The sequence below is a fragment of the Streptomyces sp. NPDC014991 genome (assembly GCF_043080665.1).
GTDB lineage: Bacteria > Actinomycetota > Actinomycetes > Streptomycetales > Streptomycetaceae > Streptomyces.
In genome coordinates this window covers 205,956-232,560 of sequence record NZ_JBIBVY010000003.1, presented here as the reverse complement: position 1 = coordinate 232,560, position 26,605 = coordinate 205,956, and the positions used below count along the sequence as shown (strand labels likewise).

Here is a 26,605-nt window from a genome sequence, read left to right as displayed (position 1 = left end):
CTGTTGGCGGGAATCCGGTCAGCAGGAAGGAGGACCGTCGCGATGACGACTTCCGTCAGACGCCTGCCCGGCTGGGCCAAGGCCGTGGCCGCGCTCGTACTGGTGCTCGCGGTGCTGTTCGCCGGGATCCGGCTGGCCGTACTGCCGGGCATCAAGGATCTGTTCGGCACCGAGACCCATGACCGTTCCGGACCCGCGCTCCTGAAGTCCGTCCGGGACATGAGCCGTTACGACGCGGCGTCCGGCACCTTCCAGGTCGTCGTGGACCTGGAGAAGGACACGAAGTTCCTGCCGGACGCGATCCGCGGCACCCGCACCCTCTACGTCGGCGCGGGCACCGTGGACGCCTACGTCGACCTCGGCCGGATCGGCGAGCACGACGTCACGGTCAACGGCGACCGTACGTCCGCCACCCTCCGGCTGCCGCACGCACGGCTCGGCACCCCCGCCCTCGACCCCCGCCACTCCTACGCCGTGTCCAAGCAGCGCGGGCTGTTGGACCGGTTCGGCGACCTGTTCTCGGACAACCCCAACAGCGAGCAGGCCGTGCAGAAACTCGCCGTCCGGCACATCGGCGACGCGGCCAGGAGCAGCGGGCTGACCACCCGCGCCGAGCACAACACCACCGGCATGCTCCAAGGCCTGCTGCGCTCCCTCGGCTTCGAGGAGGTGCGCGTCTCCTACGGCGGCTGACCGGCCGGTCAGCCGCCCAGCACCCCGGCAGCGCGGCCGTCGCCGCGTTGTCCAGCCGTTCACCGCCAGGTCACCGCCCGCCGGCATCCCGGGGCGAGGTGCGGGTAAGCGGCTTACGGAACGCGGAGGTTGACGACTGGAGGACCCGATGACCCGTACCGCCCTGCGCCTGCCCGCGGTGCTGCGCACCACGAGGAAGCGGCCCGAGGCCGAGGAACCCCGTCCACAGACCGCGCGGCGGCACGCGCTGCCGCTGCCCGTCCGGCTGCTGGCGGTCCTGGCGGCGTTCGCGTTCATGGTGGCGTTCGCCGTGGTGCTGGCCCGGATCACACTCCAGCCGTCCCCCGCATCGGTGTCCCTGACGCACAGCAACCTGCACCCGGGCAGCTCGCTGCGGGCCTATCTGGAGCATGCGCCGATACGGGACGCGGTCCGGCAGGTCGGCGGGAACATACTGCTCGGCGTGCCGTTCGGGGTGCTGGTGCCCGTTCTCGCGCCGCGCGCCCGGGGGATGCTCCACGTCCTGGTGCTGACGGCGCTCGTGATGCTCATGGTGGAGCTGGTGCAGGGGGCGCTGGTCACCGGTCGGGCCTTCGACATCGACGACGTCATCCTCAACACGACGGGCGCGCTGCTGGGTTGGCTGCTGCTCGGGCGGCGGCTCGGGCGCGGGGTGCACCGGCGCGTGCCCGAGCCCTCGGCGGCCGAGTGACGGCGGCAACAGGTCCGTACCAGAGTATTGACGGCCCCTTACCTCACTCCTTAAATCAAGAGGCAGCACATCCGCTCCCCCCACACCGAACGGAGAGCCATGGCCTCCCCGCGCCTGCTCCGCAGATGTCTCCTCGCCGCCCTGTCCGCCGCGCTGATCGGCTCCGCGGCCGTCGGCCCCGCGCGGGCGCAGACCGCCGCGCCCGCGGCAGCCGCCGCCACCACCTTCTCGGACACCTTCGACGGGCCCGCGGGCGCCGCGGTCGACTCCTCGAAGTGGACCCTGGAGACCGGTGACAACGTCAACAACCACGAACGGCAGTACTACACGTCGGGCACGAGGAACGCGGCCCTGGACGGCCAGGGCCACCTGGTGATCACGGCCCGGAAGGAGAACCCGGCCGGCTACCAGTGCTGGTACGGCAGCTGCCAGTACACCTCGGCCCGGCTGAACACGGCCGGCAAGTTCCAGGCGACCTACGGCCATGTCGAGGCCCGTATGAAGATCCCGCGCGGGCAGGGCATGTGGCCCGCGTTCTGGATGCTCGGCACGCCGGTCAACTGGCCGGACTCGGGCGAGATCGACGTGATGGAGAACGTCGGCTTCGAACCCTCGACCGTGCACGGCACCATCCACGGCCCCGGCTACTCCGGCTCGGGCGGCATAGGCGCCGGCTACACCCTGCCGGGCGGGCAGGCCTTCGCGGACGCCTTCCACACCTTCGCCGTCGACTGGGCACCCGGCTCGATCACCTGGTCGGTGGACGGCACCGTCTACGAGCGGCGCACCCCCGCCGACCTGGGCGGGAAGACCTGGGTGTACGACAACAAGCCGTTCTTCCTGATCCTGAACCTCGCGGTCGGCGGCTACTGGCCCGGTGACCCGGACGGCTCCACCCAGTTCCCGCAGCAGCTGCTGGTGGACTCGGTGTCGGTGACGACCGCGAACAACCCGTCCGGCGTACCGGTCCGGGGCCTCGCCGGCAAGTGCGCCGACGTCGCCGGCGCGAACAGCGCCAACGGCACGCCGGTCCAGCTCTACGACTGCAACGGCACCCCCGCGCAGCAGTGGACCGTCGGCTCGGACGGTACGCTCCGGGCGCTCGGCAAGTGCCTGGACGTGACGGGCAACGGCACGGCCGACGGTGCGGCCGTCCAGCTGTGGGACTGCACCGGCGGCCCGAACCAGAAGTGGACCGTCACCGCGGCGCACGACATCGTCAACCCGCAGGCGAACAAGTGCCTCGACGTCACCGGGAACAACTCGGCGAACGGCACCCGGCTGCAGATCTGGACGTGCTCGGGCGGCGCCAACCAGAAGTGGACGGTCGGCTGAGCCGTCCGGTCAGTGCAGCCGCCAGGTGTACTTGTCGCCGCCCACGAAGCGGACCACGTCCGGGTCGTCCAGATCGTGGATGGGAAGGCCGTGGGCGGCGGCGGCCTCCAGCACGTCCGTGACGGTCCGCGCCTCGCCGATCACCTCACCGTCGATCTCCATGATCCTGAACGGCGGCTCGCCCGGCCTGCCCGGGCACACACCGAGGACCAGGATCCGCGGACGGGACATGTGGGGAACTGCTTGTTCGGTCATGTCATCGAGGGTAGAACGCAACCCGCACGGGCGTGTCATCCACCGGAGCCGTCCAGGAGATCGAGGACCGCCGCCTCGACAGGCCCCTGCGTGGCCGGACGCCCGAAGTCCCCGTGTTCGCCCAGCCGGGTGAGCGCGGGGGCGATGGTCACCCCCTGTTCGAACAGCTCGAGGACCCTCGGATCGATGTACGACGCCCGGCACACGGCCGGGGTGTTGCCCAGGTAGTGGCTGACCTCGCGGACGGCCCGGGCGATCTGCCGGCGCCGCGCCGCCTCGGTGTCCCGGGTCCGGCGCGTGGTCACGGCGACCGCGACGGAGGCCAGTACGGTGGCGTGCCAGGTGCGGAAGTCCTTGGCGGTGACGTCCGTGCCGGTCAGTCCGCGCAGTGCCTCGTTGAGGTCGTCGCCGTGCAGGTCGTGCCAGGTGCCGCCCTCGTGGAAGGCGAGGAAGCGGTCGCCGCCGCGCGGACGGCGCAGCAGCGCGAGGGCGACGGTGCGCACCTGGTCGTCGACGAGGGCGCGCACCATCTCGACGCCACCCTTCGCCGGGAAGTCGAAGGGGATCTCGCCCCGTCCGCAGGCGACGTGCTCCCGGAGCATCGTCGTCAGGCCGTAGGTCTCACTCGTGCGCGTGCCGGTCGCTGCCGATGCGGATGAAGCCCAGGTCGAGCAGGCGGACCGCGCAGGCGGTGACCCGGGCCCGGCTCAGCCCGCGCCCGTCCAGGTCCGCGGCCACCTCGGCGCGCAGCTCGGGCAGGGCCCGCGCGACCTGCCGTACGTGCTCGTGCTTGCTCCGGTCCCGCTCCGCGCGGAACTGCTCGTGGTACAGAGTACTGGCGGCGTCCGGCGGCGTCCGTGCCGACGGCCTGGAGGTGGCCGTCGGGCCACGGGCAGATCCACACGTCACGCCAGGCGGGCGGGATGGTCAGGGCCCGGACGCGAGCGAGCCGCTCGGGGTCGGTGAGGCGCTCGCCGGTGCTGTCGACGTAGCGGAAGCCCCGGCCGCAGCGGATGCGTCGGTAGCCGGGGCCGTCGCGGGAGCTGGTGCGCAGTCTCATCGGCGTCTCAGGGACGGCGCCAGTCGTCGCTGGTCAGATGCGAGCCGGCCTGCGGACCCATGCGCAGCATGCCGCCGTCCACGCTCCATGACGCGCCGGTGACGTAGGAGGCGTCCGGGCTCGCCAGGAAGGCGATGACGGCGGCGACCTCGCGGGCGTCACCGGGCCGGCCGAGCGGCACGCCGGGGCGGCGCACGGTGTGCACGTCGGCGTCCTCCTGGCCGGTCATCGGGGTGGCGATCTCGCCCGGCGCGACCGCGTTCACGGTGATGCCGTACTCGGCCAGCTCCAGGGCCATCACCTGGGTGAGCAGGCCGAGCCCGCCCTTGGCCGCGCAGTACGGCGCCGCGCCGACCCGGGGCTGGTGCTCGTGGACGGAGGTGACGTTCACGATCCGCCCGCCGTCACCCTGCCGGATCATGCGCCGGGCGGCCCGCTGCCCGAGCAGGAACGGTCCGACGAGGTCGACGTCCAGCACCCGGCGCACCTCCGCCGGGTCGATGTCGAGGAAGGGTGTCATGGTGCCCGTACCGGCGTTGTTGACCAGCACGTCCACGCGGCCCAGCTCCTCGCAGAGCCCGTCCACGGTGTCGGCGGCCTCGGGCGGCCGGGTGAGGTCGAGCCGGGCGACGACGGCCCGGCGGCCGTGCGCGCGGATCTCCTTCGCGGTCTCCTCGGCGCCCTTCTCGTCGGAGTGCCAGGTGAAACCCACGTCCAGGCCCGCCTCGGCCAGCCGTACGGCGGTGGCGCGGCCGATGCCGCTGTCTGCGCCGGTGACGACCGCCGTGCGGCACGGTGCGGCTGGGCTGGGCATGACGGCCTCCTCACCTACGGGTGATCACCGCAGTACCCGGGTGCGGTGCGGGCAAACCGGCGCCGGGGGGCCGCGTGGGGCGTGTCGTGCGGTTCGCCGCGCCCCCGCGGGGTGCCTGGTGTGAACCTGGTGTGCATGGAACCCGTCGCCGCTCTGGACCGGATCGCCTTCCTGCTGGAGCGCGCCCTCGCGCCCACCTACCGGGTACGGGCCTTCCGCACCGCCGCCCGGGTGCTCGCCGCGCTGCCCGGGGAGGAGGTGGCCCAGCGGGCGGCGGGCGGGACACTGGAGACGCTGAAGGGCGTCGGGCCGAAGACCGCCCAGGTGGTGCGCGAGGCGCTGGCCGGTGAGGTGCCCGGCTATCTGCGCACGCTGGAGGCGGAGGCCGGTGCGCCGGCCGCGGCGGACGGGCCCGGTGCCGCGCTGCGGGCGCTGATCCGCGGGGACTGCCACACCCACTCGGACTGGTCCGACGGGGGCAGCCCGATCGAGGAGATGGGGCGGGCGGCGGCCGGGCTGGGGCACGAGTGGACCGTGCTCACCGACCACTCGCCGCGGCTGACCGTGGCCCGCGGGCTGTCGCCGGACCGGCTGCGGGAGCAGCTGGAGGTGGTGGCGGGGCTGAACGCGGGCTGGGCGCCGTTCCGGCTGCTCACCGGCATCGAGTGCGACATCCTGGAGGACGGCTCGCTGGACCAGGAGCCGGAGCTGCTGGAGCGGCTGGACGTGGTCGTGGTGTCGGTCCACTCCAAGCTGCGGATGGACGCCCGGTCGATGACGCGCCGGATGGTGGCCGCCGTCCGCAGTCCGCACGCCGACGTCCTCGGGCACTGCACCGGACGTCTGGTGACGGGCCGGGGGCGGCCGGAGTCGGAGTTCGACGCGGCGGAGGTGTTCGCCGCGTGCGCCGAGTCGGGCACGGCCGTGGAGATCAACAGCCGTCCGGAGCGCCTGGACCCGCCCCGGCGGCTGCTGCGCGCGGCGGTCGGGGCGGGGGCGCTGTTCGCGGTCGACACCGACGCGCACGCGCCCGGCCAGCTGGACTGGCAGATCCTCGGCTGCGCGCGGGCCGAGGAGTGCGGGGTGCCGCCCGAGCGGGTGGTGACGACCTGGTCGGCCGGGGAGCTGCTGGGCTGGACGCGCGAAGGCCGGCTGCCGGCACGCGTGACCGGGTCCGGACGTGGTACCCGGTCGGAGAGCTGAAGAGGAAAGGAACCCCATGGACCGCGCCGCCGTGTTCGACGTCGACGGAACGCTCGTCGACACCAATCACCTGCACGTCGTGACCTGGTGGGAGGCGTTCCGGCAGGCGGGACACGACGTGCCCATGCACGCCGTGCACCGGGCCGTCGGGCTGGGTTCCGAGGACCTCGTCGCCCATCTGCTCGGCGAGGACCGGGACAAGGAGCAGGACGCCGCGCTGAGCGCCGCGCACAAGGCGCTGTACGGCCAGTACTTCGACCGGCTGCCCGCCCTGCCGGGGGCCGCGGAGCTGCTGCGACGGCTGCGCGCGGACGGCTGGACGGTGGTCCTCGCGACCTCGGCGAGCGGTGCCGAGCTGGGCGCGCTGCGCCGGGCGATCGGCGCGGACGACGTCATCACGGACACGGCGAGCGCCGACGACGTGCGGGAGGGCAAGCCGGCCCCGGAGCCCGTGGAGCACGCGCTGGAGCTGGCCGGGGCCCCTGCCTCGCGGGCGGTGTTCGTCGGGGACACCGTCTGGGACATGCGGGCGGGCAGCAAGGCCGGCGTCCGCTGTGTGGGGGTGCTGTGCGGTGGACTGCCCCGGGCCGACCTGGAGGAGGCGGGCGCCGAGGCCGTGTACGCCGACCCGGCCGACCTGCTGGACCATCTGGCGGAGAGCCCGTTCGGCGGGGAGTGACGCACGTCATGCCGGCGGGTGGAACACCCGGGAGTTGTTGCCCGTTGAACTAGCCGTGGGTGCGGACGGGACAGTGTCCCCGGGCCTCACCATCTGCCCACAGGGACGATCGTCCGGCTGAAGCCCTGTGGAGCGTCCCGCCGCGAGGCGACCGCCGTCGGCGCCCACCTCCGACCGCCCCGGCCGTGATTCCCCCGTCACGGTCGGGGCTCCTCTCTGTCCGGCGGCGCGTTCACCGGCCGGTGGAGTCGACCGGGACCGGTACGGCCGTCCGTCCGGGCACGGAACCGAGGAACTCCCGCAGGTCCGCCGTGAGCAGCTCCGCGTGCGTGGTGAACAGGCCGTGGCCGCCGTTCTCGTAGACCTTCAGCGTGCCGTCCGGCACCAGGCGTGCCGCCCGCTCACCGGTGAGGGCCACCGGCGCCGAGGTGTCGTGGGTGCCGTGCACGACCAGCACCGGGACACCGACCGTGGGCAGCTCCGCGGTGAGGTCCAGGCCGGCGACCACGGCCCGGACGCCGTTCGAGGCGCGCGGCGTGGCGGTGAGGCAGCGGTCGATCAGATGGCGGACGTACTCCGGCGACACCTCGTTGCCGGGCCGGTGGGCGGCGAAGAAGTCGTCGGCCGAAGCGGCGAAGTACGCCGCCCGGTCACGCCGGAACACCTCGTCGTCGGCCCGGACGACCGCCGGGTCCAGGCCCCCCGGCAGGCCCGCCGAGCGGACCAGGCCCGGGGTGACTCCGGCGACCAGGGCGGCCCGGGCCACGCGCGCGGTGCCGTGCCGGGTCAGGCAGCGGACCACCTCGGCGGTGCCGACCGAGTGCCCGATCAGGGTGACCTCGCGCAGGTCCAGATGGTCGAGCAGGCCGTGCAGGTCGTCGGCGAGGGTGTCCAGGTCGTACCCCGTCCAGGTGTCCTCGGACCGGCCGTGGCCCCGCCGGTCCAGCCCGACACAGCGGTAGCCGGCCTCCGCGAGCGGCAGCATCTGGTGCTCCCACATGTCGTGGCCGAGGTAGGCACTGGCGGCGAAGACGGCGACCGGCCCGGTGGCGGGGCCGTGGTCGGCGTAGTGCAGACGGGCGCCGTCGACGGGGCTCGTGAAGTACGGCATGGGGGCCTCCTGGGTTCCGGTGCGGATCCGGCGGGACGGGACGTCCGTGCCCGGTGATCCGATGGTTCCGCGGAGAGGGCCTCGCGGTCGATTACCCGTCACGTCATGCCGCGTGTGCGGGCACGGTGCCCGGGTACCCGGCCGCTCGTCCCGGCCCCCGCCGTGACGACGAGAGGAGCCGAAGGTGAGCAGCTCAGTGGGCAGCAGGGTCGTCGTGACCGGCGCCACCGGCAATGTCGGGACGAGTGTCGTGCGCCTGCTCTCGGAGGATCCCGCCGTCAAGTCGGTGCGGGGACTGGCCCGGCGGACACCCGAGTGGTCGCCGGCGAAGACCGAGTGGTCCACCGTCGACCTGGCCTCGGACCGGGCGAACCTCGCGGAGCGCTTCGAGGGCGCGGACGCCGTGATCCATCTGGCCTGGGCGTTCCAGCCGACGCACGACCCGGCCACCACCTGGCGGACCAACGTGCTCGGCAGCATCCGGGTGTTCGAGGCGGTCGCCGCGGCCCGGGTGCCGGTGCTGGTGCACGCCTCCTCCGTCGGGGCGTACTCGCCGGGGCCGAAGGACCACGCGGTGGACGAGACCTGGCCGACCCACGGCTGGCCGGACGCCGCGTACTGCCGGGAGAAGGCCTACCTCGAACGCACCCTGGACGTGTTCGAGCGTGACCACCCCGAGGTGCGGGTGGTGCGCATGCGCCCCGCGTTCCTGTTCAAGCGGCAGTCGGCGAGCGAGCAGCGGCGGATCTTCGGCGGGCGGTTCCTGCCCGGTCCGCTCGCCCGGCCCGAGCTGCTGCCGTTCCTGCCGGACGTCCCCGGCCTGCGGATGCAGGCGCTGCACACGGACGACGCCGCCGAGGCCTACCGGCTCGCGGTGCACACGGACACCGCCCGCGGCCCCTTCAACCTTGCCGCCGATCCCCCGCTCGATGCGGGTGTGCTCGCCGGACTGCTCGGCTCGCGGCCGGTGCGGCTGCCGCGTACGGCGGTCCGGTCGGTGATCGCCGCCGCGTGGGGGCTGCACCTGCTGCCCGCCTCACCGCACCTGTTCGACGCCGTGCTGCGGCTGCCGATGATGGACAGCGGCCGGGCGCGCGCCGAGCTGGGCTGGCAGCCGCGGTACACGGCGACCGAGGTCATCCAGGAGTTCCTGGACGGCCTGCGGAAGGGCGCCGGCATGGAGACCGAGCCGATGCGGGGACGCAAGGTCGGCTGAGCACATCACCGAGACCCACAGTTCGAGCCGAAGAGGAGCGGAGAACGCCATGGCGGTGCAGGAACCCGGTGCCACGTCCGGAGCCGAGGAGCGACCGGTGCCCAGGGACATGCCTGATCAGCAGGCCGGTCCCGGCGATGACCCGTTGGACGTCGTGCCGGGGGACGCGCTCGGCGACGCGCCGGACGAGGACACCACGCCGGCCGAGGACGCCGTGCCGGACACGGACGAAGCCGGCAGCGGCCCCCAGGGCGCGCCACGGCAGGGCACGGTGCATCCGGAGCATCCCGGGGCACAGGAACCGTCGGACTGAGATCGCCCTTCGGGACCCGTGCGCGGGCCGGTTCAGTGCGGGGCGCGTTCCTGGAGCGCGGTGCGCCAGGCGGGCAGCCGGGCCTCGCCGGCCGGTTCCGGGCGCCGTCCGCCGCTGGCGAAGAAACCGGCCAGCGGCAGGATCGCGGCGCCGACCGTCACCGCGTCGGGCCCCAGCCGGCCGAGGTCGATGGTCACCTTGTCGGCCGGGTGACGCAGGGCGTACGTCGCGGCGTGCCGGCGTACGGCGGGCAGGAAGCGGGTGCCGAGCTGGAGCCCGGCCCAGCCGCCGATGAGGATGCGCTCGGGCTGGAACAGGTTGATCAGGTCGGAGAGGCCGGCCCCGAGGTACTCGGCGGTCTCCTCCAGGACGGCCAGCGCGACCGGGTCGGCCGGGTCGCCCTCGGCCGGGTAGGCGGCGGCGAGCATCGCGGTGAGCGCGGTCTCCTCGTCGGTGTCCGCCGGCGGCCGGCCGCCCTCCTCGCGCCAGCGGGCGAGCAGTGACTCGGCGCCCGCGTACGCCTCCAGGCAGCCGGGCGCGCCGCAGCGGCAGCGGCGCCCGCGCACCCGCACCGTCAGATGCCCCCACTCCAGGGCCCGCCCGTGCTCCGCCTCGGGGGTGACCAGGCAGGCACCGACGCCGGAACCGAACAGCACGACCACGGCGTTGCGGGCCCCGCGACCGGCACCGAACCACATCTCGGCCTGGCCGAGGGTCTTGGCGCCGTTGTCGATGAAGTACGGCACCTCCTCGGGGAGCGGTGAGGCCGAGCGGAGCAGCCCCTCCAGCGGGACCGCGTCCCAGCCGATGGTCTGCCCGTGGACCACGGCACCCCGGTCCGGGGACTGCTCGACGATGCCGGGGACACCGACGCCGACGCCGAGCAGCCGGTCCGGGTCGGCCTGCCGGACGGTGAGGACCTCGGCGACGCCGTCGCGGATGTGGCCGGCGATGACATCGACGTCGTAGCCCTGTGGGCTCAACGGCCTTTCCGTGCGGGCAAGTTCGGTGAGGGCGAGGTCGAACAGCTCCACACGGACGCGGGTCTCGCCGACGTCCACGCCGATCATCTGGCCGCTGTGCGGGGCGACGCGCAGCAGGGTGCGGGGCCGGCCGCCGTCGGAGTCGACGCTGCCGGCCTCCTCGACCAGGCCGTCGGCGACCAGGTCCGCGACCACGTTGCTGACCGAGCCGGAACTCAGCCCGGTGGCGGGACCCAGTTCGAAGCGGCTGAGCGGGCCGTCGAAGTACAGCCGTTGCAGCACCGCCGTGCGGTTGCCGCGCCGGAGATCACGTACCGTGCGTCCGTTCCGCCCCGCCATGTGGTTCCTTCCCATCCCCTGCCCGACCTGCAACATACCTCCCGGGAGGACCGGACGCGACTTCACGCCAACCCTTATTTCAAACTGTGAGCGAAGCGGGTGCCGGGCGGTGGCCCGGAGGGAGCGGGGCCTGGGGGGCGGGGCGGGCCGTGGCTCGCCCCGCCGGCAGGAGTCCGCCGGGGGCGCTGCTCCGGCGGTTCGTCCGGCGCGCCCCTCCCCCACGGCTCAGCCGGCCGCGTACACGTCCTCCACGTAGCGCCCGTCCGCCACCAGGGTGTCGAGCCGGCGTTCGGCCGCCGTCGCGTCGGCGCCGGGGGTGCGTTCCCGGTACAGGGTCCGGAAGGCCTCGCGGACGCCGGGCGCCATCCGGGCACCGTCGCCGCAGACGTACACCCGGGCGCCCGCGGTCAGGAACGCCCAGACCTCGTCGGCCTCGGCGGCGATGCGGTGCTGGACGAAAGCCGCGCCGTTCTCGGGGGGCGGCGCTGAAGGCGGGGCGCAGCGAGACGGCGCCGGCGGCCTCGGCGGCCCGCAGTTCACCGGCGTGCAGGAAGTCGGCGTCGGGGGCGTCGCAGCCGAAGTAGAGCAGGGCCGGGGGCAGTTCGGTGCCCGCGCGGCGCGCTGCCAGACGGTCGGCGACGGCGCCGCGGAACGGGGCGAGTCCGGTGCCCGCGGCGACCAGCACGGCCGGTGCCGAGCCGTCGACCCGGAACGCCTCGCGGCAGGGCTGGACGCGGGCGTACACGGTGTCGCCGGGCCGCAGGGAGGCGAGGTGGTGGGAGCAGACGCCCCGGCGTCACCTATCACCTGCGCCGCCTGTCGGCACGGTGGGGCGCGGCCAACCGCACCGAACTGGTGGCCCGCGCCTACGCCCTGGGCGCGCTCACCCCGGGAGTGTGGCCACCCGGGACGGGGCCGGCGTAGACCGGGCAGGCGAAGGGAACGGCGGCGGCAGCGGAAATCCATTGGCCCACCGTTCCGTGGGCTGCCTAGGCTGACCCTGAACCTAGACCCCTTAGGTTCAGGGCACACCGAATCCGGAGGACTCCCCCATGAAACCCGTCACCGAGCAGGACATCCGCGCCTCCTTCGTCAACTGCTCCAAGGGCGAGGCCAAGCGGCTGGCGGTCCCGCGCGATCTCGATGAACGCCCCTGGGACGACCTCGACTTCCTCGGCTGGCGCGATCCCGGGGCCCCCGACCGCAGCTTCCTGGTGACCGAGCGGGACGGCCGACTCGTCGGTGTCACCCTGCGCTACCCCGCCTCGCAGCGCGGCTTCCTGCACCGCAGCATGTGCTCGCTGTGCCTGACCACGCATCCCGGCGGCGGGGTGTCCCTGATGACCGCGCGGAAGGCGGGGACGGCGGGCCGCGAGGGCAACTCGGTCGGGCTGTACATGTGTACGGACCTGGCGTGTTCGCTGTACGTGCGGGGCAAGAAGGTCCCGGATTCCGGCGCCCGGTTCGAGGAGAGCCTGACCCTGGAGGAGCAGATCGCCCGCACGACGGGCAACCTGTCGGCGTTCCTCGACAAGCTGTACGCCTGACCTGCGCCCGGCCCACGCCGGGCACGAACGCCGTACCGTCGGCCGCCGTCCCTCCGCCGGAGCGGTTCGAGGAGCGCGGCGTGCTCGGCGGCCGGCCGGCTCCCGGTCGCGCGACCGGGCCGCGTCCACCCGGTGGAGGCGGATCAGCACGCCGTGATCGCGGGCGAGGGCGACAGCGCGGGGGCCGCCGGGACGGTCGGTGCGCACCGCGGTGGTGTTTCCGCGGGGCCTCGTCGTACGCCGCCCGGGCGATGCCGCGACCCGCGGCCGGCCGGTGTCGCCCCACCACAGGCAGTCCCGCTGCAACTCCTCCCCGGAGATCCACCGCGGGTCGCCCGTACCGTCCACCACGTGGTCGCCCGGGCGCCGCCCGGCGGTGCGGGGCGCCTCCGGGACGAAGGTGCGCAGGTCCTTCTCCGCGACCAGATGGCGGAACACCCTGTTCCCGGGGGCGAAGAAGTCGTGCGAGCCGTGCGTGGCCCCGCCCGGACCCAGCAGGGGGGGACCGAGCCGATCCGGCGCCGTGCCCCGGCTCCGGGCCGCGTGGCCCGCCCCGCGCGCGGCCATGAGGCCGGACACCGTTCCGGAGGTCGGGCGAGCCCGGTCGGGAGCGCCCCGTGCGGACGACGAGGACCCGTGAGCACACCTGAAGCTTTGCGGACAGGAACAGTCGGCGAAACGATCATGTTCGATGCGCCCGATGAACGGGAACAGGCCAAGGGATGCTCGACGTACGGAAGTGGATCCCAGGACTGCTGCGACTGGTGCGACGCCACCGGGAGCCGGTGGTCGTCCAGACGCTGCGGTCGGCGACGGCCGCGACGATCGCCTACGTCATCGCGCTGCGGCTGAGTCCCGAGCCGGCACCGCTCACCGCGCCGCTGACCGCCCTGCTGGTCGTCCAGGTGACCTTCTACGCCACCCTGACCAACGGCATCCGCCGGGTGAACGCGGTGGTCGCGGGCGTGCTGGTGGCCATCGCCTTCAGCGTGCTGGTCGGCCTGACCTGGTGGAGCCTGGCGCTGGTGATCGTGGCCGCCCTGGGCGTGGGGCATCTGGTGCGCGTCGACGAGTACGTGGCCGAGGTGGCGATCAGCGCCATGCTGGTGCTCGGGGTCACCACGGTCGGCTTCACCGCGTGGGCGCGGATCGTGGAGACGCTGATCGGCGCGGTCGTCGGCACGGCCTGCAACCTGCTGCTGCCGCCCCCCGTCTGGGTGGACGAGGCCGGCCGGTCGATCGAGGACCTGGCGCGCCGGGTGCGGCAGCTGATGCTGCGGATGGGCGAGGAGGCTTCGGGCCGGACGCCCTGGGAGCAGGCGGCCGAGCGGCTGCACGAGGCACGCCGGCTCGACCACGACATCGTGCAGGTCGACGCGGCGCTGCGGCAGGCGGAGGACAGTCTGCGGCTCAATCCGCGCGTCAAGGAGGGGTTGCTGCACCGGGTGGTGCTGCGCACCGGTCTGGACACGCTGGAGATCTGCACGGTCGTGCTGCGGGTGCTGGCCCGCTCGTTCACCGACCTGGCGAAGGCCCGCGCGTCCGAGGAGCTGTTCCCGCCGCGGGTGGGGGCCACAGTGGAACAGCTCCTGTCGGAGATCGCCGACGCGGTGGTCAGCTTCGCCGTGCTGGTGACCACCCATCTGAGCGAGAACGCCGAGTCGGCGGAGTCGCGGCTGACGGCCGAGCTGCACACCGCGGCCGGCACCCGGGACCGGCTGGCCGAGCTGCTCCAGGAGGAGATCCGCAAGGACTGGGAGCACTGGCAGCTGCTGGGCGCCGTACTGACCGAGACGACCCGGATCATCGACGAACTGGACACCGAGCACCGCACCCGCCGATTGCTGGAGGAGCTGGACCGCGTCTCCCGGGAGCAGCGGACCAGGCTGCCCCGGATCTCCCGGCTGCGCGAGCGGCTCGGAGTCCAGGAGGAGCTGTGGCGGAACCGTGCGGGGTTCGGCGAACGTTCTGGGTGAGAGGGCGCCGGGCGGGCTGGTGCGGGAAGCGAGGGGCGGGCGGATGAGCGGTTCTGGGGTCCGGATCGACGGGAACACCGTGCGGCTGCCCGGCGGGGTGGCGGTGCGGTTCGTGCGCACACTGCGGCTGCCGGAGACGGGCACGCATCCGCTGCCGCCGGGGCTGGGCGAGTTCCCCGTCCGGCGGGTGGCCGACTTCGCCGACCGGGTACCGGAGCAGTGGCGGGCGCGCGGGGGCGTGATGCTGCCGGTGTATCTGCGCGAGGCGATGTGGCTGAGTTTCGCCGGTACGACGGAGCCGGCCGCCCTCCAGGTCGGTGCGGGCAAGGTGTGCGCGGTGTCCGGGAAGCGGTGGAGCGACCGGCTGTCCCGGCGTCCGCAGAACTACCTGGTGCTGCCCCGACAGCCCTGGCTGGACGGCATCAACTCCGGCAAGGGCACCGTCCGCCAGTTCGTGGCCGTACCCCTCGGGCTGGGCGCGACGGTCGAGGGCCAGGTCACCGGCGAGGAGGTGTGGGGTGGGATCCAGCTGCAGTCGTTCCCGCTCCGGGACGACGTCCTCGGCGAGTGGCGGCGCCGGGAGCGGGAACGGCTGGAGCGGGAGCGGACGCTCGGCGCGGCCGGCGGGTACGGCACATTCGGCGTGACCGGTGGGTACGGCGCGGCCCCGCCGCCCATGGGGGGAGGAGCTCCCGGGGCGGCGGGGCCGATGATGGCGCCCGCGCCGGGCGGTGCCGTGCCGCCGGCTCCGGCCGCCGCCGCCCCGCGGCGTGCCGCGGCCATGGGCCTGGGCGTCGGCGGTTCGATGCGGCAGGAGGTCTACCAGGACGACCGGCCGCTCATGGACTGGTGCGAGGAACCGGCCGGGCGGGTGTTCGTGCACCTGGTCACGCCCCCGGAGTGGCGCCGGATCACCGGTGAGGCGCCGCCGCCGTCGCCGGTGGACCGGGCGGCGTACACCCGGGCGGGCCTGCCCTGGTACGACTACTACGACACGGACGCCGAGGACCTCGCCCCCACGGACGCCCTGGAGGCGGTCAAGCCGGTCGGCGACTGGCTCGGCACCGACCTGGACCCGTGGCAGTCCCCGTCCCCCGGCCAGATCACCCCTCTGAAGGACGCCCCGGGCGATCCGGTGGAGGACGGCAAGTGGTGACCGGCCGCCGCCGACTGCCGAGGAGTGGTCAGTTGCGTCTCCCGGCCGGCCCTCGCGTTGCACGATACGCAACACCCGTTGCCGGGCTTGCCTTTGCGGGTGGGCGCGGGCCAAGGTGGCTGTCACGAGCGGGGTGACCGACGACCTGAGGTGCGGCATGGACACGGAGGCACGGGCGGCACGACGGGCATCTCCCCCGGTCCGGGACGGTGGGGAGCGTGACGGCTGGAGCAGGCGCCGGTTCGTCGGGGCCGTGGCGGGTGCGGCGGCCGTGGTGGCGGTGCCCTCACCGGCGGCGCCACCGGCGGACGGCCGGACCGCATCGCCCGAGCGGGCCGCCGCCGCGGCGCCCCGCGAACCGTCCGGGCCCCGCCCGCTGTACGTGGGCACCTACACCTCCGCCGAGGGCGGCGGCACCGGCATCGTGCTCGCCTCTTACGACCCGGAGTCGGGGCGGATCACCGGTTCGGACACGCTCACCGGGGTCCCCGACCCGTCCTACCTCGCCGTGCACCCGGACGGCCGCACGCTGTACGCGGTGGACGAGCGGCAGGACGGCGGCGTCACGGCCGTACGCCTCCGGGACCGGCGGGTGCTCGGCACCCAGAGCACGGGCGGCGCGGGCCCCTGCCACCTGTCGGTGCATCCCACCGGCCGCTGGCTGCTCAGCGCCAACTACGGTTCGGGAAGTGTGGCCGTGCACCCGGTCGACGCCTCGGGCGCCCTGGGCGGGCGGACCGGTCTGGTCACGCACTCCTCCCCTCGCCCCGGCCCCGGCCGGACAGGCCCGCACGCCCACCAGTTCCTCACGAGCCCGGACGGCGGGCACGTCCTTGCCGTCGACCTCGGCACCGACACCGTCTACACCTACCGCCTCGACCTGGCGAGGGGCACGCTCACGGAGGTGGCGCAGGCGCACACCCGGCCCGGCGCGGGACCGCGCCACCTGACGTTCCACCCCGGCGGCCGGTACGCCTACCTGGCCAACGAGCTGGACGACACCGTCGCCGTCTGTGCCTACGACCCGGGGTCGGGCCGGCTGAGCGTCGGAGAGCCGCAGCCGACGGGTGCCGAGGGCGGCACCAACTACCCGGCGCAGGTCCTCGTGACGGCGAACGGCCGGTACGCGTTCCTCGCGAACCGGGGCCACAACAGCCTCGCCCGGTACGCCGTCGAGGACGACGGGGCCCGGCTGCGGCTGCTCGGCACGGTGCCGGTGGGCGGGGACTTCCCGCGGCAGATCGCGTTCTCCCCGGACGGCCGGCTGCTGTTCGCGGCGAACCAGCGCTCCGGAACGGTCACCGTCTTCCACGTCGACTCGGACGGCGGCGGGCTGCGCTCCGCGGGCGCGCCGTTCGCCTCACCCGTCGCCGTCTGCGCGCTGCCGCTGTAGCGCGTCCACGGCTCCCCAGCAGGCCTCGTCCACCGGAGAGGTCGTTCCGTGACGGCGGGCGGCGCGGCCAGGAAGGGGCGCGGCTCGAGCCACTCGTGGATCGGCTTCCCGTCCGCCCCCGGGGGCGGCCGAGCAGTTCCCCGGCCGGCTCGACGGCGCGCTCGTGGCTGTCGACGTCGATCACCATCCAGCCGGCGACGAGGTCCTTGGTCTCGGCGAACGGACCGTCGGTGACCGGCGGGCGCCCCTCACCGTCGTACCGGGCCCACGTCCCTTGGGGCGCCAGCGCCTGCCTGCCGACGAGCTCACCGGTCTTCTTGCCCTCTCGCGGACGAGTCCGGGTGAGCCGTCCGACGAACGGCGCCAGGAGCGGGTGTCTGCCGGTTACGCGAGGACGCCCAGCAGGGCACGGGCGCACAGGTCGCGTACCTGTTCCCGGGTCGGTTCTCCCTCGCCGCGCAGCCATTCGAGACAGACGGCGGTGGTGAAGGCCAGCCAGCCGCGCACGGCCAGCCGCACCTGCGGCCCCGCCTCGCGTGCGGGCCCGAACTCGGGATCGGCGGCGAGCGCGGCCAGGATCTGTTTCTCCTGAGCGGCCAGCGCCCGCCGGTAGACGCGGCGTACGGCCTGGTCGCCGGCCGCGTCGGCACGGTGGAAGGCGCGGAAGCCGTGGGCGTGGGCCTCCACGTAGCCGAGATAGGTGTCAAGGCCGGCGGCGAGCTGTTCGCGCACCGGCACGCCGGGTACGGCCGCCGTCATACGCAGCATGCGGGCGCTCTCCCGCTCCACGACCGCGGCGAAGAAGTCCCGCTTGTTCGGGAAGTAGTGGTAGAGCAGCCCGCGGGAGACCCCGGCGATCTCGGCGACCCGCTCGATCCGCACCTCGTCGTAGGGGCTCTCCGAGAACAGCCTCGCGCCGACCGACAGCAGCTGCTCACGGCGCTCCTCGGTGCTGAGTCTGCGCCGGGCGCGTTCCCCCTGGTTCGCGGGCATGGCGTCACTTTACTTGACGCCGATTCAACGAGGGGACCACACTGGAACCGCTATTGAACCCACGTACAACACGCGTGCGCCAGAGCTTCAACCATCCGCTGGATCAAGGGGGATCGCGTCATGGCGGAGACGACGGGGACCGGGCTGCCGAAGGGTTTCCGGAGCGCCGGGCAGGGCTGGCCCGAGCTGCACCGCATACCGCACCCACCGCGCCGGCTGCCGCTGCTCGGCGATGTGCTCGGCGCCGACCGGCGCCGTCCGGTCCAGGACTCGATGCGCTTCGCGCGCGAGCTGGGCCCCGTCTTCCGGCGCCGGGCCTTCGGCAAGGAGTTCGTGTTCGTGTGGGGGGCGCGGCTCGTCGCCGACCTCGCCGACGAGGCCCGGTTCGCCAAGCACGTCGGCCTCGGGGTCGCCAATCTGCGGCCGGTGGCCGGTGACGGCCTGTTCACCGCCTACAACCACGAGCCCAACTGGCAGCTGGCGCACGACGTCCTGGCACCCGGCTTCGGCCGGGAGGCCATGGAGGGCTACCACGGCATGATGCTGGCCGTCGCCGGGCGGCTCACCGACCACTGGGACCGGCAGCTCGCGGCCGGGCGCACGGTGGACGCGCCCGGCGACATGACCCGGCTGACCCTGGAGACGATCGCGCGGACCGGCTTCGGGCACGACTTCGGCTCCTTCGAACGGGACCGGCCGCACCCCTTCGTCACGGCGATGGTCGGCACCCTCAGCCACGCACAGCGGCTGAACAGCGTGCCCGGGCCGCTGGCCCCGCTGCTGCTGCGCGCCGCCACCCGGCGCAACGCGGCCGACATGGCCTACCTCGACCGCACGGTCGACGCCTTGGTCGCCGCCCGCCGCCGGGACGGGGGCGGCGAGGGGGACCTGCTGGACCGCATGCTCGCGACCGCGCACCCGGTGACCGGGGAGAAACTGTCCGCCGAGAACGTCCGCCGGCAGGTGATCACGTTCCTGGTGGCGGGCCACGAGACCACCTCGGGCGCGCTCTCCTTCGCCCTGTACTACCTCGCCCGGCACCCGGAGGTCGCCGCCCGGGCCCGCGCCGAGGTCGACCGCGTCTGGGGCGACACCTGCCGGCCCCGCTACGACCAGGTGGCCAAGCTGCGCTACGTCCGCCGGGTGCTGGACGAGTCGCTGCGGCTGTGGCCGACCGCGCCGGCCTTCGCCCGTGAGGCCCGCCAGGACACGGTCCTCGCCGGGGAGCACCCCATGCGCCGGGGCGCGTGGGCTCTGGTGCTGACGCCGATGCTGCACCGCGAACCGGAGGTGTGGGGCGAGGACGCGGAGCGGTTCGACCCGGACCGCTTCGACGCCGCCGCCGTACGGGCCCGGCCGCCGCACACCTTCAAGCCGTTCGGCACCGGCGCGCGTGCCTGCATCGGCCGCCAGTTCGCCCTGCACGAGGCGACCCTCGTCCTCGGCCTGCTGCTGCGCCGCTACGACCTGCGTATCGACCCCGCCTACCGGCTGACCGTCGCCGAGCGCCTGACCCTGATGCCGGAGGGGCTGCGGCTACGGCTGGAACGGCGGCGCCCGCAATCCGCGCCCGGAGCCGCGCGCGACGAGGCTGGGGCGTCGGCGGCCCGGCGCGCGCAGGGCAGCGTGACGGCGCCCGGGCGCGGGGCCGCGGGGAGTCACCCGCAGCCGCCCGGGGACTCCCCCGAGGCGGCCGCCCAGTGCCCGGTCCACGGAGCGGCGGTGCCGGTCACGGCTCCCGAGGCTTCGGGATCAGGTGGCCGGTGTCCAGTGCGCCGGGCGGGTGACTGACGCCGGCAGACGGGTGACGGCGCCGCCCCGGGCCGCGTCGACCTGTGGCTGGGTGAGGAAGAAGGCGCCGGTGAGGTCCGCGTCGGTCAGGTCGGCGTCGCGCAGGTCGGCACCGATCATGTCGGCGGCGCGCAGGTCCGCGCCGGTGAGGTCGGCGGCGATGAGGCAGGCGCCGCGCAGACTCGCCCCGCGCAGGTCGGCGCCCCTGAGCCGGGCACCGATGAGGTCCGCGCCCCGCCGGTCCTTGCCCTTGCCCTTGGTCCTCGCCCGCGCGTCGGCCCGTACCAGCTCGCTGGTGCGCAGCAGGAGGGTGTTGACCTCCTGCCGGTGTGCGGCCACGTCCAGCGCGGCCAGCTCCTCGGGGCGCAGCCGGGTGAGCCGCTCGGTCTGCTCCAGGGCCCGGCGCAGCCCGGGGTGGACGGGGCCGGCGGCGGGCAGGCCGAGCGCCTCCGTCAGGTACCACAGCAGTTCGTGCAGCTGCCGTACGACCGGGAAGGCGTCGAACATCCGGCGGGCGTGCTCCGGGGGGCCGCTCCGCCAGTCCTGCCCGCCGAAGGTGACCTGCGAGACCTTCTGCCCGGCACCGAAGCAGTCGTAGACCGTGCAGCCGGTGAAGCCCCGGGGGCGCAGCTCGGCGTGGACGCCGCAGCGGTGGTCCCCGCCGAGGTTCGGGCAGGGCTTGCCGGCCGGCTTGTCCAGCGCGAAGTCGGCTGAGCGGGCGAAGGGAAGGGCGACGCAGCACAGCCCGAAACAGCGTGCGCAGTCTCCGCGCAGCTCCGGAAGACCGGCTATCTGATCCGACATGGCGACCAGCCTACTGACCTGCGGAGCCGCCCTGTCCCCCACCGCTCCCGCTCACCTGCGCGGGCGGGCGGGGCGGCGAGCCGTCCGGCACCGAGGTCGCACGGCGAGGCGGAAGGCGGGGCCGGTCTACCGGAGGCGCTGGGCGAGTGCCTTGACGAGCTCGGTCCGCGCGACCCGGAGTGCGAAGTGCTCCGGGGATCCGCCGGCCGGGCGGGCATACCAGGGCAGGGCCCGGCGTCGCCACTTTGCGGGCGGCAGGTCCGCGGGGAGCGCCGGCAGCGGTACCGCCCACGGTCCCAGCCGCAGTTCGCCCGACCAGACGCCGGCCGGGAGCGTGCCGACGGGCACGGTGGCGTGGAAGGCCCCGGTCCCGGACGCCCGGCGGACCGGGAACTCGGCGGTCGTGCCGCTGTCGCTCGACAGCGCCAGGACGAGGGCGTCCGGCGGGTACTCGGCCAGCTCGCAGCGTCCGCCGAACCGCAGCGCGGGGGGCGTCTCCTCGCTCCACCGGATGTCGGCGCCGGGGTGGAGAAGAGGCGGCACCCGGTGTCTGGTCTCGCCCAGGTCGAGCGTGAAGTTGCCGTGGGGCCTGGTGGTGTAGAGGGTGACGGCGCGCAGCCCCTCGGGTGTGGCGAGCACCCGCGTGGTGGCCGCGCCGGAGACGCCGTCGGCGCGCTTGCTGCCGATCCGGACCTCCTTGGTGAGCCCCTGGGCGCCGATCGCGAGGGAGATGTCCCACAGCCCGTCGGCGAGCGGCTTGCCGTCGGCGGCGGTGGCGAGGTCGACGGTGGCCTCGAACCCGGCGAGGTCGTAGCTGTACCGGCCCTCGTCGTCCTGGGCGCCGAGCCCGGGGGTGGGCGTGTGCGTGACGGGCAGCCGGTACTCGGTGCCGCTGTCGCGCTCGCGCAGGACCAGGGCGGTGGTGACGTCGCGGGTCTCCACGCGGTGGACGTAGCCGTGGCCGGCCAGGTGGAGCGTGCCGCCGTCCATCCCGGCACGGGTGACGAGGTGCCGGATCCCGAGCTGAGCGGTGACGTCGTAGCAGAGGTCGGGGATCGCGCGGGCGGGGTCGCGCAGGAAGGGATAGCGGGCGAGGGCCCGGCCGCCGTCGACGAGGACGGGGGTGGCGACCCCGGACCGGGCGAGCCCCTTCTCGAATTCCACGAGTTCCAGCAGTTCGTCGAGCATGCGGTGGCGTACGAGGTGCAGCCGCAGCCGGGCCATGGCCGAGAGCCGTCCGTTCAGCCCTTCGTGCCACAGCGGCTCGATGGTTCCGGCGAGCTGGTCCAGCATTTTTTCCTGGGTCTCGCGGGGCTCGTGGACGAGCTGGTCGGCGAGCATCTGCTGGACTTCCACGGTCAGATGCCGGTGTGCCAGGTGATCGCGGCCGGGGCCGGGCGGCACGTTGTCCAGGATCAGGTCGACCATGCGGGGCAGGAACCGGAGCCGGAGTCCGGAGCCCTTGAGCCGGCGGGTGATGTTGCCCTCGTCCTCGCGCAGCACCCAGTACAGGCAGTCGTAGTCGGCGACCACGGAGACACCGGAGGCGTGCAGATAGGCGGCGCCGACGAACAGCTGGTCCTCGCCGATCGCCAGGTCGGTGGGGAAACGCAGTCCGAGCCGCTCCAGCAGGTCCCGCCGGAACAGTTTCATCGGATTCAGCGTCCAGTACACGCGGGAGGAGAAGACGTCCGTGCGCGGCTGGTTCCGCCGGAACATCGACGTGGGCGCCCCGCGTCCGCCGAGTCCCACCATCTTGCCGAGCACGATGTCGGTGCCGTTCTCCTCGGCCATCGCCACCATGCGTTCGAGTGCCTCCGGGCCGAGATGGTCGTCGGCGTCCAGGAAGAACACGAACGTGCCGGTGGCGTGGTCGAGTCCGGTGTTGCGCGGCGCGGACGGACCGCCCGAGTTCGCCTGGTGGAAGACGCGCAGCAGGCCCGGGTAGAGGGCGTTCAGCCGGTCCAGCTCAGCGGCGGTGCCGTCCGTCGAGCCGTCGTCGACGACGATGACCTCGAGCCGGTCGCGGCCGATGCTCTGCTCGGCCACCGAGGTGACGCAACGCGTCAGATACGGCATCGCGTTGTATGCGGCGATGATGACCGAGACGGTTGCGCCCGACATGGGAATGCGCTCCAAATTCACTGCTCAGCGGGAGATTTCGGGTTTCTGTGAACCTACCACGGACCGGAATCGGCACTGATTGGTTGCGCAGTGAAATAACTACTGGGGCGGCTCCTCGAAGCGAATACCCGATTCCGCACGCGGAATTCCCGCGAGCTTCGTCCGATGGCCGGCGTCCGCGTCACGCCTCGTCGCGGACGAGCGCCAGCAGCCGGTCCAGGACGTGCGGGGCGCCCGCGCGCAGGCCGTCGTGCTCGTACTCGTTGGTGACCCAGGGGCGCAGGCCGCGGATCGCGGCGGCCGTCTCCAGCGAGTGCGCCGTGTCGACGTACATGTCGTCGTGGTAGAAGGCGGCGGCGGCCGGGACCTCGTTCGCGGCGAGGCGGGCGGGGTCGTACAGCGGGCGCCAGTCGGTGCGGGCGGCGAGCAGCTCGGCGGTCTCGCGCAGGGGGCGCAGCGCCGGGTCGGTGTCGAACATCCAGGGGTGGACCGTCTCGCCGGTGAAGAGGACGGGCGCGTCGCCGGCGAGCGCCTTGGCGGCGTCGAACTGCGGGAACTCCGCACGGACGCGCTCGGCGGCCCAGGCGGTGGGGCGGGTGTCCTGGCCGTAGATCGCCTCGTGGACGAGGGCGTACAGGGGGTGCGCGGCGTACGACAGCAGCGCTTGCGCCTGCTCCTGGAAGGCGTCGGACAGCTCGAGGCCCGCCGGGGTACGCACGAAGGCGTCCTCCAGTAGGTGGTGCAGACGGTGGCTGCCGTCGCTCGCGCCGAGCATCAGGCCGAGGGACTGGAAGGCCTCCACGGTGAGGCGGTAGCCGTTCGGCAGGACCACGTCGTGGCCGAGGAGGTGGTCGGCGATCCGGCGGGCCCGCTCGACGTCCTGCGGGTAGCGGGCGTAGTGCGCGGCGACCTTGCGTTCGACGCGCGGATAGGCGGCCCGGTAGACGTCGTCGGCGTGGGCGTGCAGGGAGGGCAGGCCGCCGGTGACGAGCGCGGTGTCGATGCCCTCGGGGGCCAGCGAGAGGTACGTCACCGTGCAGAAGCCGCCGAAGCTCTGGCCGAGCACGGTCCAGGGGGCGCCGCCGGTGACCTGGGGGCGGACGGCCTCGCAGTCGCGCACGATCGAGTCGGCGCGGAAGCGGGCGAGGTGATCGGCCTGCTCGGCGGGGCCGCCGCGCAGCGGCAGCGTCTGCCGGGTGGCGGGCGTGGAGCGGCCGGTGCCGCGCTGGTCGAGCAGGAGGACGCGGTATTCCTCCAGCGCCCGGCCGAGCCAGGCCTGACGTCCGACGAAACGATTCGCCCCGAAGCCGGGGCCGCCCTGGAGGTAGAGCATCCAGGGCAGCTCCTGCCCGGCCTTCTCACTCGCCACCACCTCGCGGGCGTACAGCTCGATGGTCTCGCCGTCCGGGTCGGCGTGGTCGAGGGGCACGGTGAAGTGACGGTCGGTGAGGACGACACCGGGCTGGCGGTAGCTGAGGCTCAACGAATCTCCCGGGACGGATGGGACGGACGGGTCCCACTTCAGCACATGACCGCGCCGGAGCCGACCCCCGGGATCACGGTTCGTCACTGAACGGCCGGTCAGCGCGGGTCAGCGTGCGGGGAGGCTGGAACGGCGCACCACCAGCTCCGGCTGGAGCACCACCCGCCGGTGTTCGTGGGCCCCTGTCCCCTCGCTCTGCCCGGTCTCCTCCAGCAGCAGTCCGGCGGCGAGGGCGCCCAGGGTGACGGCGGGCTGTCGTACGGAGGTGAGGGGTACGGCCGCGGCGGCGGCGAACTCGATGTCGTCGTAGCCGACGATCGCGAGGTCGTCCGGGACGGTGACACCCGCCGCGTACACGGCCTGGAGCACGCCGAGGGCGAGCAGGTCGTTGGCGCAGAACACGGCGGTGGGCCGGTCGGCGAGGCCGAGCAGCCGGGCGCCCGCGTCCCGGCCGGCGGCGACGTCGAGCCGCTCGGTGGGCAGTTCACGCAGCGCCTCGGGACCGAGCCCCGCCTCGGCGAGGGCGCGCGACGCGCCGGTGCGGCGGTCGCGGACCTGGTTGAGCCCGGGCGGCCCGCTGACGTAGGCGATCGAGCGGTGCCCGGCGTCCACCAGATGCCGCACCGCGAGCGCCCCGCCCACGATGTCGTCCACGGAGACCGAGCACTCGGCGGTGCCCTCGGCGACCCGGTCCACCAGGACGAACGGGATGCCGTGCCGGCGGAAGGCCGCGATGTTGCGGCCGGTGGCGTCGGCCGGGGTGAGCAGCACGCCCCGCACCCGCTGTTCGGCGAAGAGGGACAGGTAGTCCGCCTCCTCGGCCGCGTTCTGCGCGCTGTTGCAGACCATCACGCCGAGCCCCGCCTTCCGGGCCGCCCGTTCGGCGCCGCGCGCCACGTCCACGAAGAACGGGTTGCCCATGTCCAGCACGAGCAGCCCCATGATCCGGCTGCGGCCCGCCCGCAGCTGGCGCGCGGACTCGCTGCGGACGTAGCCGAGCCGGTCGATCGCGGACAGCACCCGGGCCCGGGTCTCGCCGGCGACGCTGTCCGGACGGTTGATGACGTTGGACACCGTGCCCACCGACACTCCGGCGGCACGGGCGACGTCCTTGATTCCCACCGGCTGGGCCATCGGGCGGGGACCTCCATCGGGGTGAGGACGGCGGGACGACCTTCACATTACCGGCACGCCGGCAGGGCGGAGCCGGGCGTGTGCGGGGGGCCGCCCGCGGGGTCCCCAGGGGCTCAGGGGGGGGTGGAACACCTCGGTGAGCGGTTCCTGGCCCGGTCGGGCGGGTGCCGTCCGCCTCCCGCTGCCGGCGGGCGTCGACCACGGTGGCCCGCGGACGCCGGAGGTGACGCTGCTGAGCCGACCCGGCGCGGCGCCGGCCGGCGCGGTGCTCGGCCGTCCGCCGGTCGGAGCAGGCTGGGGCGAGGTGTCCGGCGCCCTGCCGTAGCGTGAGGGAATGATCCGGTTCGAGCAGGTCGGCAAGCGGTACCGGGACGGTACGACGGCCGTGGACGACCTCTCGTTCGAGGTGTCCGAGGGTGAACTCGTCACACTCGTCGGCCCGTCCGGGTGCGGCAAGACGACGACCATGATGATGGTGAACCGGCTCGTCGAGCCGACCTCCGGCCGGATCTTCGTGGACGGCGACGACATCGCGACCGTCGACCCGGTGCGGCTGCGCCGCCGCATCGGCTACGTCATCCAGCAGGTCGGCCTCTTCCCGCACCGCACGGTCCTGGACAACACGGCGACCGTGCCCGCACTGCTGGGCTGGAAGCGGGCGAAGGCACGGGCGCGGGCGGCCGAACTGCTGGATCTGGTGGGACTCGACCCGCGGACGTACGGGTCCCGCTACCCGGAGCAGCTGTCCGGCGGGCAGCGGCAGCGGGTGGGCGTGGCGCGGGCCCTGGCGGCGGATCCGCCGGTGCTGCTGATGGACGAGCCGTTCGGCGCGGTCGACCCGGTGGTGCGCGAGCAGTTGCAGGACGAGTTCCTGCGGATGCAGGCCGCCGTGCGCAAGACGGTGCTGCTGGTCACCCATGACATCGAGGAGGCGGTCCGGCTCGGCGACCGGATCGCCGTGTACGGGCAGGGCCGTATCGAGCAGTTCGACACGCCGGGCGCGGTGCTCGGGGCGCCCGCGTCGCCGTACGTCGCCGGGTTCGTGGGCGCGGACCGGGGGCTGAAACGGCTGTCGGTCACCGCCATCGAGCCGGGGGACCTGGAGCAGCCGCCCGTGGCCTGCGTGGACGAGCCCGCCGGCCGGGCGCTGGAGCGGCTGCGGACCGAGGGCGCGCGCTGGGCGGTGGTCCTGGACACGAACGGTGACCTGCACGGCTGGGTCGGCATCGAGGAGCTGGCGGCGGGCGGCACGGTCGCGGCCCTGGCCCACCGGATGACCGCCTGGGTGCCGGTGGGCGCGCCGCTGAAACAGGCGTTCGGGGTGATGCTCCAGTACGACGCCGGGTGGGTGGCCGTGCTGGACGGGGCGCGGTTCCTCGGCGTGCTGACCCCGGCGCGGTTGCACGAGGCGCTGCGCCGCTCGGTGGACGCGGACGCCCGCGGGGTGGCGCGCGGGCAGGTGCCGTTCGACTCGGTGTCGGATGCCTGAGC

At 74.0% G+C, this 26,605-nt stretch carries 23 protein-coding genes and 4 pseudogenes; 15 read left to right on the top strand and 12 right to left on the bottom strand.

Annotated features, from left to right (window positions below):
• The first annotated feature begins 42 nt into the window (after positions 1 to 42).
• The 3 genes from ACF1BE_RS07545 (at position 43) to ACF1BE_RS07535 (ending at position 2,740) form a co-directional block, all read left to right on the top strand.
• Positions 43 to 693 carry a DUF4230 domain-containing protein gene (locus ACF1BE_RS07545; protein WP_392198035.1) on the top strand — a complete coding sequence of 217 codons (651 nt, stop codon included), beginning with the start codon at positions 43 to 45 and terminating at the stop codon, positions 691 to 693.
• Positions 694 to 841: 148 nt separating this feature from the next.
• On the top strand, positions 842 to 1,405 hold the full coding sequence (locus ACF1BE_RS07540) for a VanZ family protein (RefSeq protein WP_392198034.1): 564 nt from the start codon (positions 842 to 844) through the stop codon (positions 1,403 to 1,405).
• 99 nt (positions 1,406 to 1,504) lie between these two features.
• Positions 1,505 to 2,740 carry an RICIN domain-containing protein gene (locus tag ACF1BE_RS07535; protein WP_392198033.1) on the top strand — a complete coding sequence of 412 codons (1,236 nt, stop codon included), beginning with the start codon at positions 1,505 to 1,507 and terminating at the stop codon, positions 2,738 to 2,740.
• A gap of 9 nt (positions 2,741 to 2,749) precedes the next feature.
• On the opposite strand, the gene ACF1BE_RS07530 is transcribed toward ACF1BE_RS07535, so the two are convergent.
• The 3 genes and pseudogenes from ACF1BE_RS07530 to ACF1BE_RS07520 all read right to left on the bottom strand — a co-directional run bounded on the left by ACF1BE_RS07530 (position 2,750) and on the right by ACF1BE_RS07520 (position 4,869).
• The gene (locus tag ACF1BE_RS07530; RefSeq protein ID WP_121790868.1) at positions 2,750 to 2,995 is read right to left on the bottom strand and encodes a hypothetical protein; all 246 of its coding nucleotides are present in this window, start codon (positions 2,993 to 2,995) and stop codon (positions 2,750 to 2,752) included.
• 35 nt (positions 2,996 to 3,030) lie between these two features.
• Positions 3,031 to 4,055 (bottom strand): annotated as a pseudogene (locus ACF1BE_RS07525) (DNA topoisomerase IB).
• A 7-nt stretch (positions 4,056 to 4,062) separates the two neighbouring features.
• A complete protein-coding gene (locus ACF1BE_RS07520; protein WP_392198032.1) occupies positions 4,063 to 4,869 on the bottom strand; it encodes an SDR family oxidoreductase in 807 nt (268 codons plus the stop codon).
• Positions 4,870 to 5,004: 135 nt separating this feature from the next.
• Between ACF1BE_RS07520 and ACF1BE_RS07515 the strand changes: the two genes are divergently transcribed.
• On the top strand, positions 5,005 to 6,072 hold the full coding sequence (locus ACF1BE_RS07515; RefSeq protein WP_392198031.1) for a PHP domain-containing protein: 1,068 nt from the start codon (positions 5,005 to 5,007) through the stop codon (positions 6,070 to 6,072).
• Positions 6,073 to 6,088: 16 nt separating this feature from the next.
• Entirely contained in the window at positions 6,089 to 6,751 is a 663-nt protein-coding gene (locus ACF1BE_RS07510) for an HAD family hydrolase (protein WP_392198030.1), read from the top strand.
• Positions 6,752 to 6,983: 232 nt separating this feature from the next.
• Here the strand turns inward: ACF1BE_RS07510 and ACF1BE_RS07505 are convergent, their stop codons facing one another.
• Entirely contained in the window at positions 6,984 to 7,862 is an 879-nt protein-coding gene (locus ACF1BE_RS07505) for an alpha/beta fold hydrolase (protein ID WP_392198029.1), read from the bottom strand.
• A gap of 184 nt (positions 7,863 to 8,046) precedes the next feature.
• On the opposite strand from ACF1BE_RS07505, the gene ACF1BE_RS07500 reads away from it, so the two are divergent.
• The gene (locus ACF1BE_RS07500; RefSeq protein WP_392198028.1) at positions 8,047 to 9,078 is read left to right on the top strand and encodes an SDR family oxidoreductase; all 1,032 of its coding nucleotides are present in this window, start codon (positions 8,047 to 8,049) and stop codon (positions 9,076 to 9,078) included.
• 49 nt (positions 9,079 to 9,127) lie between these two features.
• Positions 9,128 to 9,391, top strand: coding sequence for a hypothetical protein (locus ACF1BE_RS07495; RefSeq protein WP_392198027.1), 264 nt, complete (start codon positions 9,128 to 9,130; stop codon positions 9,389 to 9,391).
• Between the two features lie 32 nt (positions 9,392 to 9,423).
• Here the strand turns inward: ACF1BE_RS07495 and ACF1BE_RS07490 are convergent, their stop codons facing one another.
• Both ACF1BE_RS07490 and ACF1BE_RS07485 read right to left on the bottom strand, forming a co-directional pair.
• Complete coding sequence (locus tag ACF1BE_RS07490; RefSeq protein WP_392198026.1) at positions 9,424 to 10,713, bottom strand: ROK family protein; 1,290 nt, start codon at positions 10,711 to 10,713, stop codon at positions 9,424 to 9,426.
• Positions 10,714 to 10,938: 225 nt separating this feature from the next.
• Positions 10,939 to 11,506: pseudogene (locus ACF1BE_RS07485) on the bottom strand (reductase); the annotation flags it as partial.
• Here ACF1BE_RS07485 and ACF1BE_RS07480 point away from each other — a divergent pair.
• The 5 genes and pseudogenes from ACF1BE_RS07480 to ACF1BE_RS07460 all read left to right on the top strand — a co-directional run.
• Positions 11,500 to 11,637: pseudogene (locus ACF1BE_RS07480) on the top strand (diguanylate cyclase); the annotation flags it as partial. The pseudogenes ACF1BE_RS07485 and ACF1BE_RS07480 overlap by 7 nt on opposite strands.
• 128 nt (positions 11,638 to 11,765) lie before the next feature.
• Complete coding sequence (locus ACF1BE_RS07475; protein WP_392198025.1) at positions 11,766 to 12,260, top strand: FBP domain-containing protein; 495 nt, start codon at positions 11,766 to 11,768, stop codon at positions 12,258 to 12,260.
• Positions 12,261 to 12,982: 722 nt separating this feature from the next.
• Positions 12,983 to 14,236: an aromatic acid exporter family protein gene (locus ACF1BE_RS07470; protein ID WP_392198024.1), complete on the top strand. Its 1,254-nt coding sequence runs from the start codon at positions 12,983 to 12,985 to the stop codon at positions 14,234 to 14,236.
• Between the two features lie 43 nt (positions 14,237 to 14,279).
• Complete coding sequence (locus ACF1BE_RS07465; RefSeq protein WP_392198023.1) at positions 14,280 to 15,392, top strand: hypothetical protein; 1,113 nt, start codon at positions 14,280 to 14,282, stop codon at positions 15,390 to 15,392.
• A gap of 157 nt (positions 15,393 to 15,549) precedes the next feature.
• Positions 15,550 to 16,785, top strand: coding sequence for a lactonase family protein (locus ACF1BE_RS07460; RefSeq protein ID WP_392198022.1), 1,236 nt, complete (start codon positions 15,550 to 15,552; stop codon positions 16,783 to 16,785).
• 44 nt (positions 16,786 to 16,829) lie between these two features.
• Here the strand turns inward: ACF1BE_RS07460 and ACF1BE_RS07455 are convergent.
• Positions 16,830 to 17,098: pseudogene (locus ACF1BE_RS07455) on the bottom strand (YciI family protein); the annotation flags it as partial.
• Between the two features lie 71 nt (positions 17,099 to 17,169).
• Positions 17,170 to 17,778 (bottom strand): TetR/AcrR family transcriptional regulator, encoded by a 609-nt coding sequence (locus tag ACF1BE_RS07450; protein ID WP_392198021.1) that lies wholly within the window; start codon positions 17,776 to 17,778, stop codon positions 17,170 to 17,172.
• Between the two features lie 120 nt (positions 17,779 to 17,898).
• Between ACF1BE_RS07450 and ACF1BE_RS07445 the strand changes: the two genes are divergently transcribed.
• Positions 17,899 to 19,569, top strand: a complete 1,671-nt coding sequence (locus tag ACF1BE_RS07445; protein ID WP_392198020.1) for a cytochrome P450 — start codon at positions 17,899 to 17,901, stop codon at positions 19,567 to 19,569.
• On the opposite strand, the gene ACF1BE_RS07440 is transcribed toward ACF1BE_RS07445, so the two are convergent.
• The 4 genes from ACF1BE_RS07440 to ACF1BE_RS07425 form a co-directional block, all read right to left on the bottom strand.
• Complete coding sequence (locus ACF1BE_RS07440) at positions 19,531 to 20,373, bottom strand: pentapeptide repeat-containing protein (protein WP_392198019.1); 843 nt, start codon at positions 20,371 to 20,373, stop codon at positions 19,531 to 19,533. The two genes, ACF1BE_RS07445 and ACF1BE_RS07440, sit on opposite strands and share 39 nt — an antisense overlap.
• A 126-nt stretch (positions 20,374 to 20,499) precedes the next feature.
• Complete coding sequence (locus tag ACF1BE_RS07435) at positions 20,500 to 22,497, bottom strand: glycosyltransferase (protein ID WP_392198018.1); 1,998 nt, start codon at positions 22,495 to 22,497, stop codon at positions 20,500 to 20,502.
• A 181-nt stretch (positions 22,498 to 22,678) separates the two neighbouring features.
• On the bottom strand, positions 22,679 to 23,980 hold the full coding sequence (locus ACF1BE_RS07430) for an alpha/beta fold hydrolase (protein WP_392198017.1): 1,302 nt from the start codon (positions 23,978 to 23,980) through the stop codon (positions 22,679 to 22,681).
• 108 nt (positions 23,981 to 24,088) lie between these two features.
• Positions 24,089 to 25,114: a LacI family DNA-binding transcriptional regulator gene (locus ACF1BE_RS07425; protein ID WP_392198016.1), complete on the bottom strand. Its 1,026-nt coding sequence runs from the start codon at positions 25,112 to 25,114 to the stop codon at positions 24,089 to 24,091.
• A gap of 136 nt (positions 25,115 to 25,250) precedes the next feature.
• Between ACF1BE_RS07425 and ACF1BE_RS07420 the strand changes: the two genes are divergently transcribed.
• Positions 25,251 to 25,439, top strand: coding sequence for a hypothetical protein (locus ACF1BE_RS07420; protein ID WP_392198015.1), 189 nt, complete (start codon positions 25,251 to 25,253; stop codon positions 25,437 to 25,439).
• A gap of 9 nt (positions 25,440 to 25,448) precedes the next feature.
• Complete coding sequence (locus ACF1BE_RS07415) at positions 25,449 to 26,603, top strand: ABC transporter ATP-binding protein (RefSeq protein WP_392198014.1); 1,155 nt, start codon at positions 25,449 to 25,451, stop codon at positions 26,601 to 26,603.
• Positions 26,604 to 26,605 lie beyond the last annotated feature (2 nt).

What these genes read in the sequence shown, in the direction of transcription:
- ACF1BE_RS07545 (WP_392198035.1), top strand. Translation starts at nt 43, where the DNA reads ATGACGACTTCCGTCAGACGCCTGCCCGGCTGGGCCAAGGCCGTGGCC.
- ACF1BE_RS07540 (WP_392198034.1), top strand. Translation starts at nt 842, where the DNA reads ATGACCCGTACCGCCCTGCGCCTGCCCGCGGTGCTGCGCACCACGAGG.
- ACF1BE_RS07535 (WP_392198033.1), top strand. Translation starts at nt 1,505, where the DNA reads ATGGCCTCCCCGCGCCTGCTCCGCAGATGTCTCCTCGCCGCCCTGTCC.
- ACF1BE_RS07530 (WP_121790868.1), bottom strand. Translation starts at nt 2,995, where the DNA reads ATGACCGAACAAGCAGTTCCCCACATGTCCCGTCCGCGGATCCTGGTC.
- ACF1BE_RS07520 (WP_392198032.1), bottom strand. Translation starts at nt 4,869, where the DNA reads ATGCCCAGCCCAGCCGCACCGTGCCGCACGGCGGTCGTCACCGGCGCA.
- ACF1BE_RS07515 (WP_392198031.1), top strand. Translation starts at nt 5,005, where the DNA reads ATGGAACCCGTCGCCGCTCTGGACCGGATCGCCTTCCTGCTGGAGCGC.
- ACF1BE_RS07510 (WP_392198030.1), top strand. Translation starts at nt 6,089, where the DNA reads ATGGACCGCGCCGCCGTGTTCGACGTCGACGGAACGCTCGTCGACACC.
- ACF1BE_RS07505 (WP_392198029.1), bottom strand. Translation starts at nt 7,862, where the DNA reads ATGCCGTACTTCACGAGCCCCGTCGACGGCGCCCGTCTGCACTACGCC.
- ACF1BE_RS07495 (WP_392198027.1), top strand. Translation starts at nt 9,128, where the DNA reads ATGGCGGTGCAGGAACCCGGTGCCACGTCCGGAGCCGAGGAGCGACCG.
- ACF1BE_RS07490 (WP_392198026.1), bottom strand. Translation starts at nt 10,713, where the DNA reads ATGGCGGGGCGGAACGGACGCACGGTACGTGATCTCCGGCGCGGCAAC.
- ACF1BE_RS07475 (WP_392198025.1), top strand. Translation starts at nt 11,766, where the DNA reads ATGAAACCCGTCACCGAGCAGGACATCCGCGCCTCCTTCGTCAACTGC.
- ACF1BE_RS07470 (WP_392198024.1), top strand. Translation starts at nt 12,983, where the DNA reads ATGCTCGACGTACGGAAGTGGATCCCAGGACTGCTGCGACTGGTGCGA.
- ACF1BE_RS07465 (WP_392198023.1), top strand. Translation starts at nt 14,280, where the DNA reads ATGAGCGGTTCTGGGGTCCGGATCGACGGGAACACCGTGCGGCTGCCC.
- ACF1BE_RS07460 (WP_392198022.1), top strand. Translation starts at nt 15,550, where the DNA reads ATGGACACGGAGGCACGGGCGGCACGACGGGCATCTCCCCCGGTCCGG.
- ACF1BE_RS07450 (WP_392198021.1), bottom strand. Translation starts at nt 17,778, where the DNA reads ATGCCCGCGAACCAGGGGGAACGCGCCCGGCGCAGACTCAGCACCGAG.
- ACF1BE_RS07445 (WP_392198020.1), top strand. Translation starts at nt 17,899, where the DNA reads ATGGCGGAGACGACGGGGACCGGGCTGCCGAAGGGTTTCCGGAGCGCC.
- ACF1BE_RS07440 (WP_392198019.1), bottom strand. Translation starts at nt 20,373, where the DNA reads ATGTCGGATCAGATAGCCGGTCTTCCGGAGCTGCGCGGAGACTGCGCA.
- ACF1BE_RS07435 (WP_392198018.1), bottom strand. Translation starts at nt 22,497, where the DNA reads ATGTCGGGCGCAACCGTCTCGGTCATCATCGCCGCATACAACGCGATG.
- ACF1BE_RS07425 (WP_392198016.1), bottom strand. Translation starts at nt 25,114, where the DNA reads ATGGCCCAGCCGGTGGGAATCAAGGACGTCGCCCGTGCCGCCGGAGTG.
- ACF1BE_RS07415 (WP_392198014.1), top strand. Translation starts at nt 25,449, where the DNA reads ATGATCCGGTTCGAGCAGGTCGGCAAGCGGTACCGGGACGGTACGACG.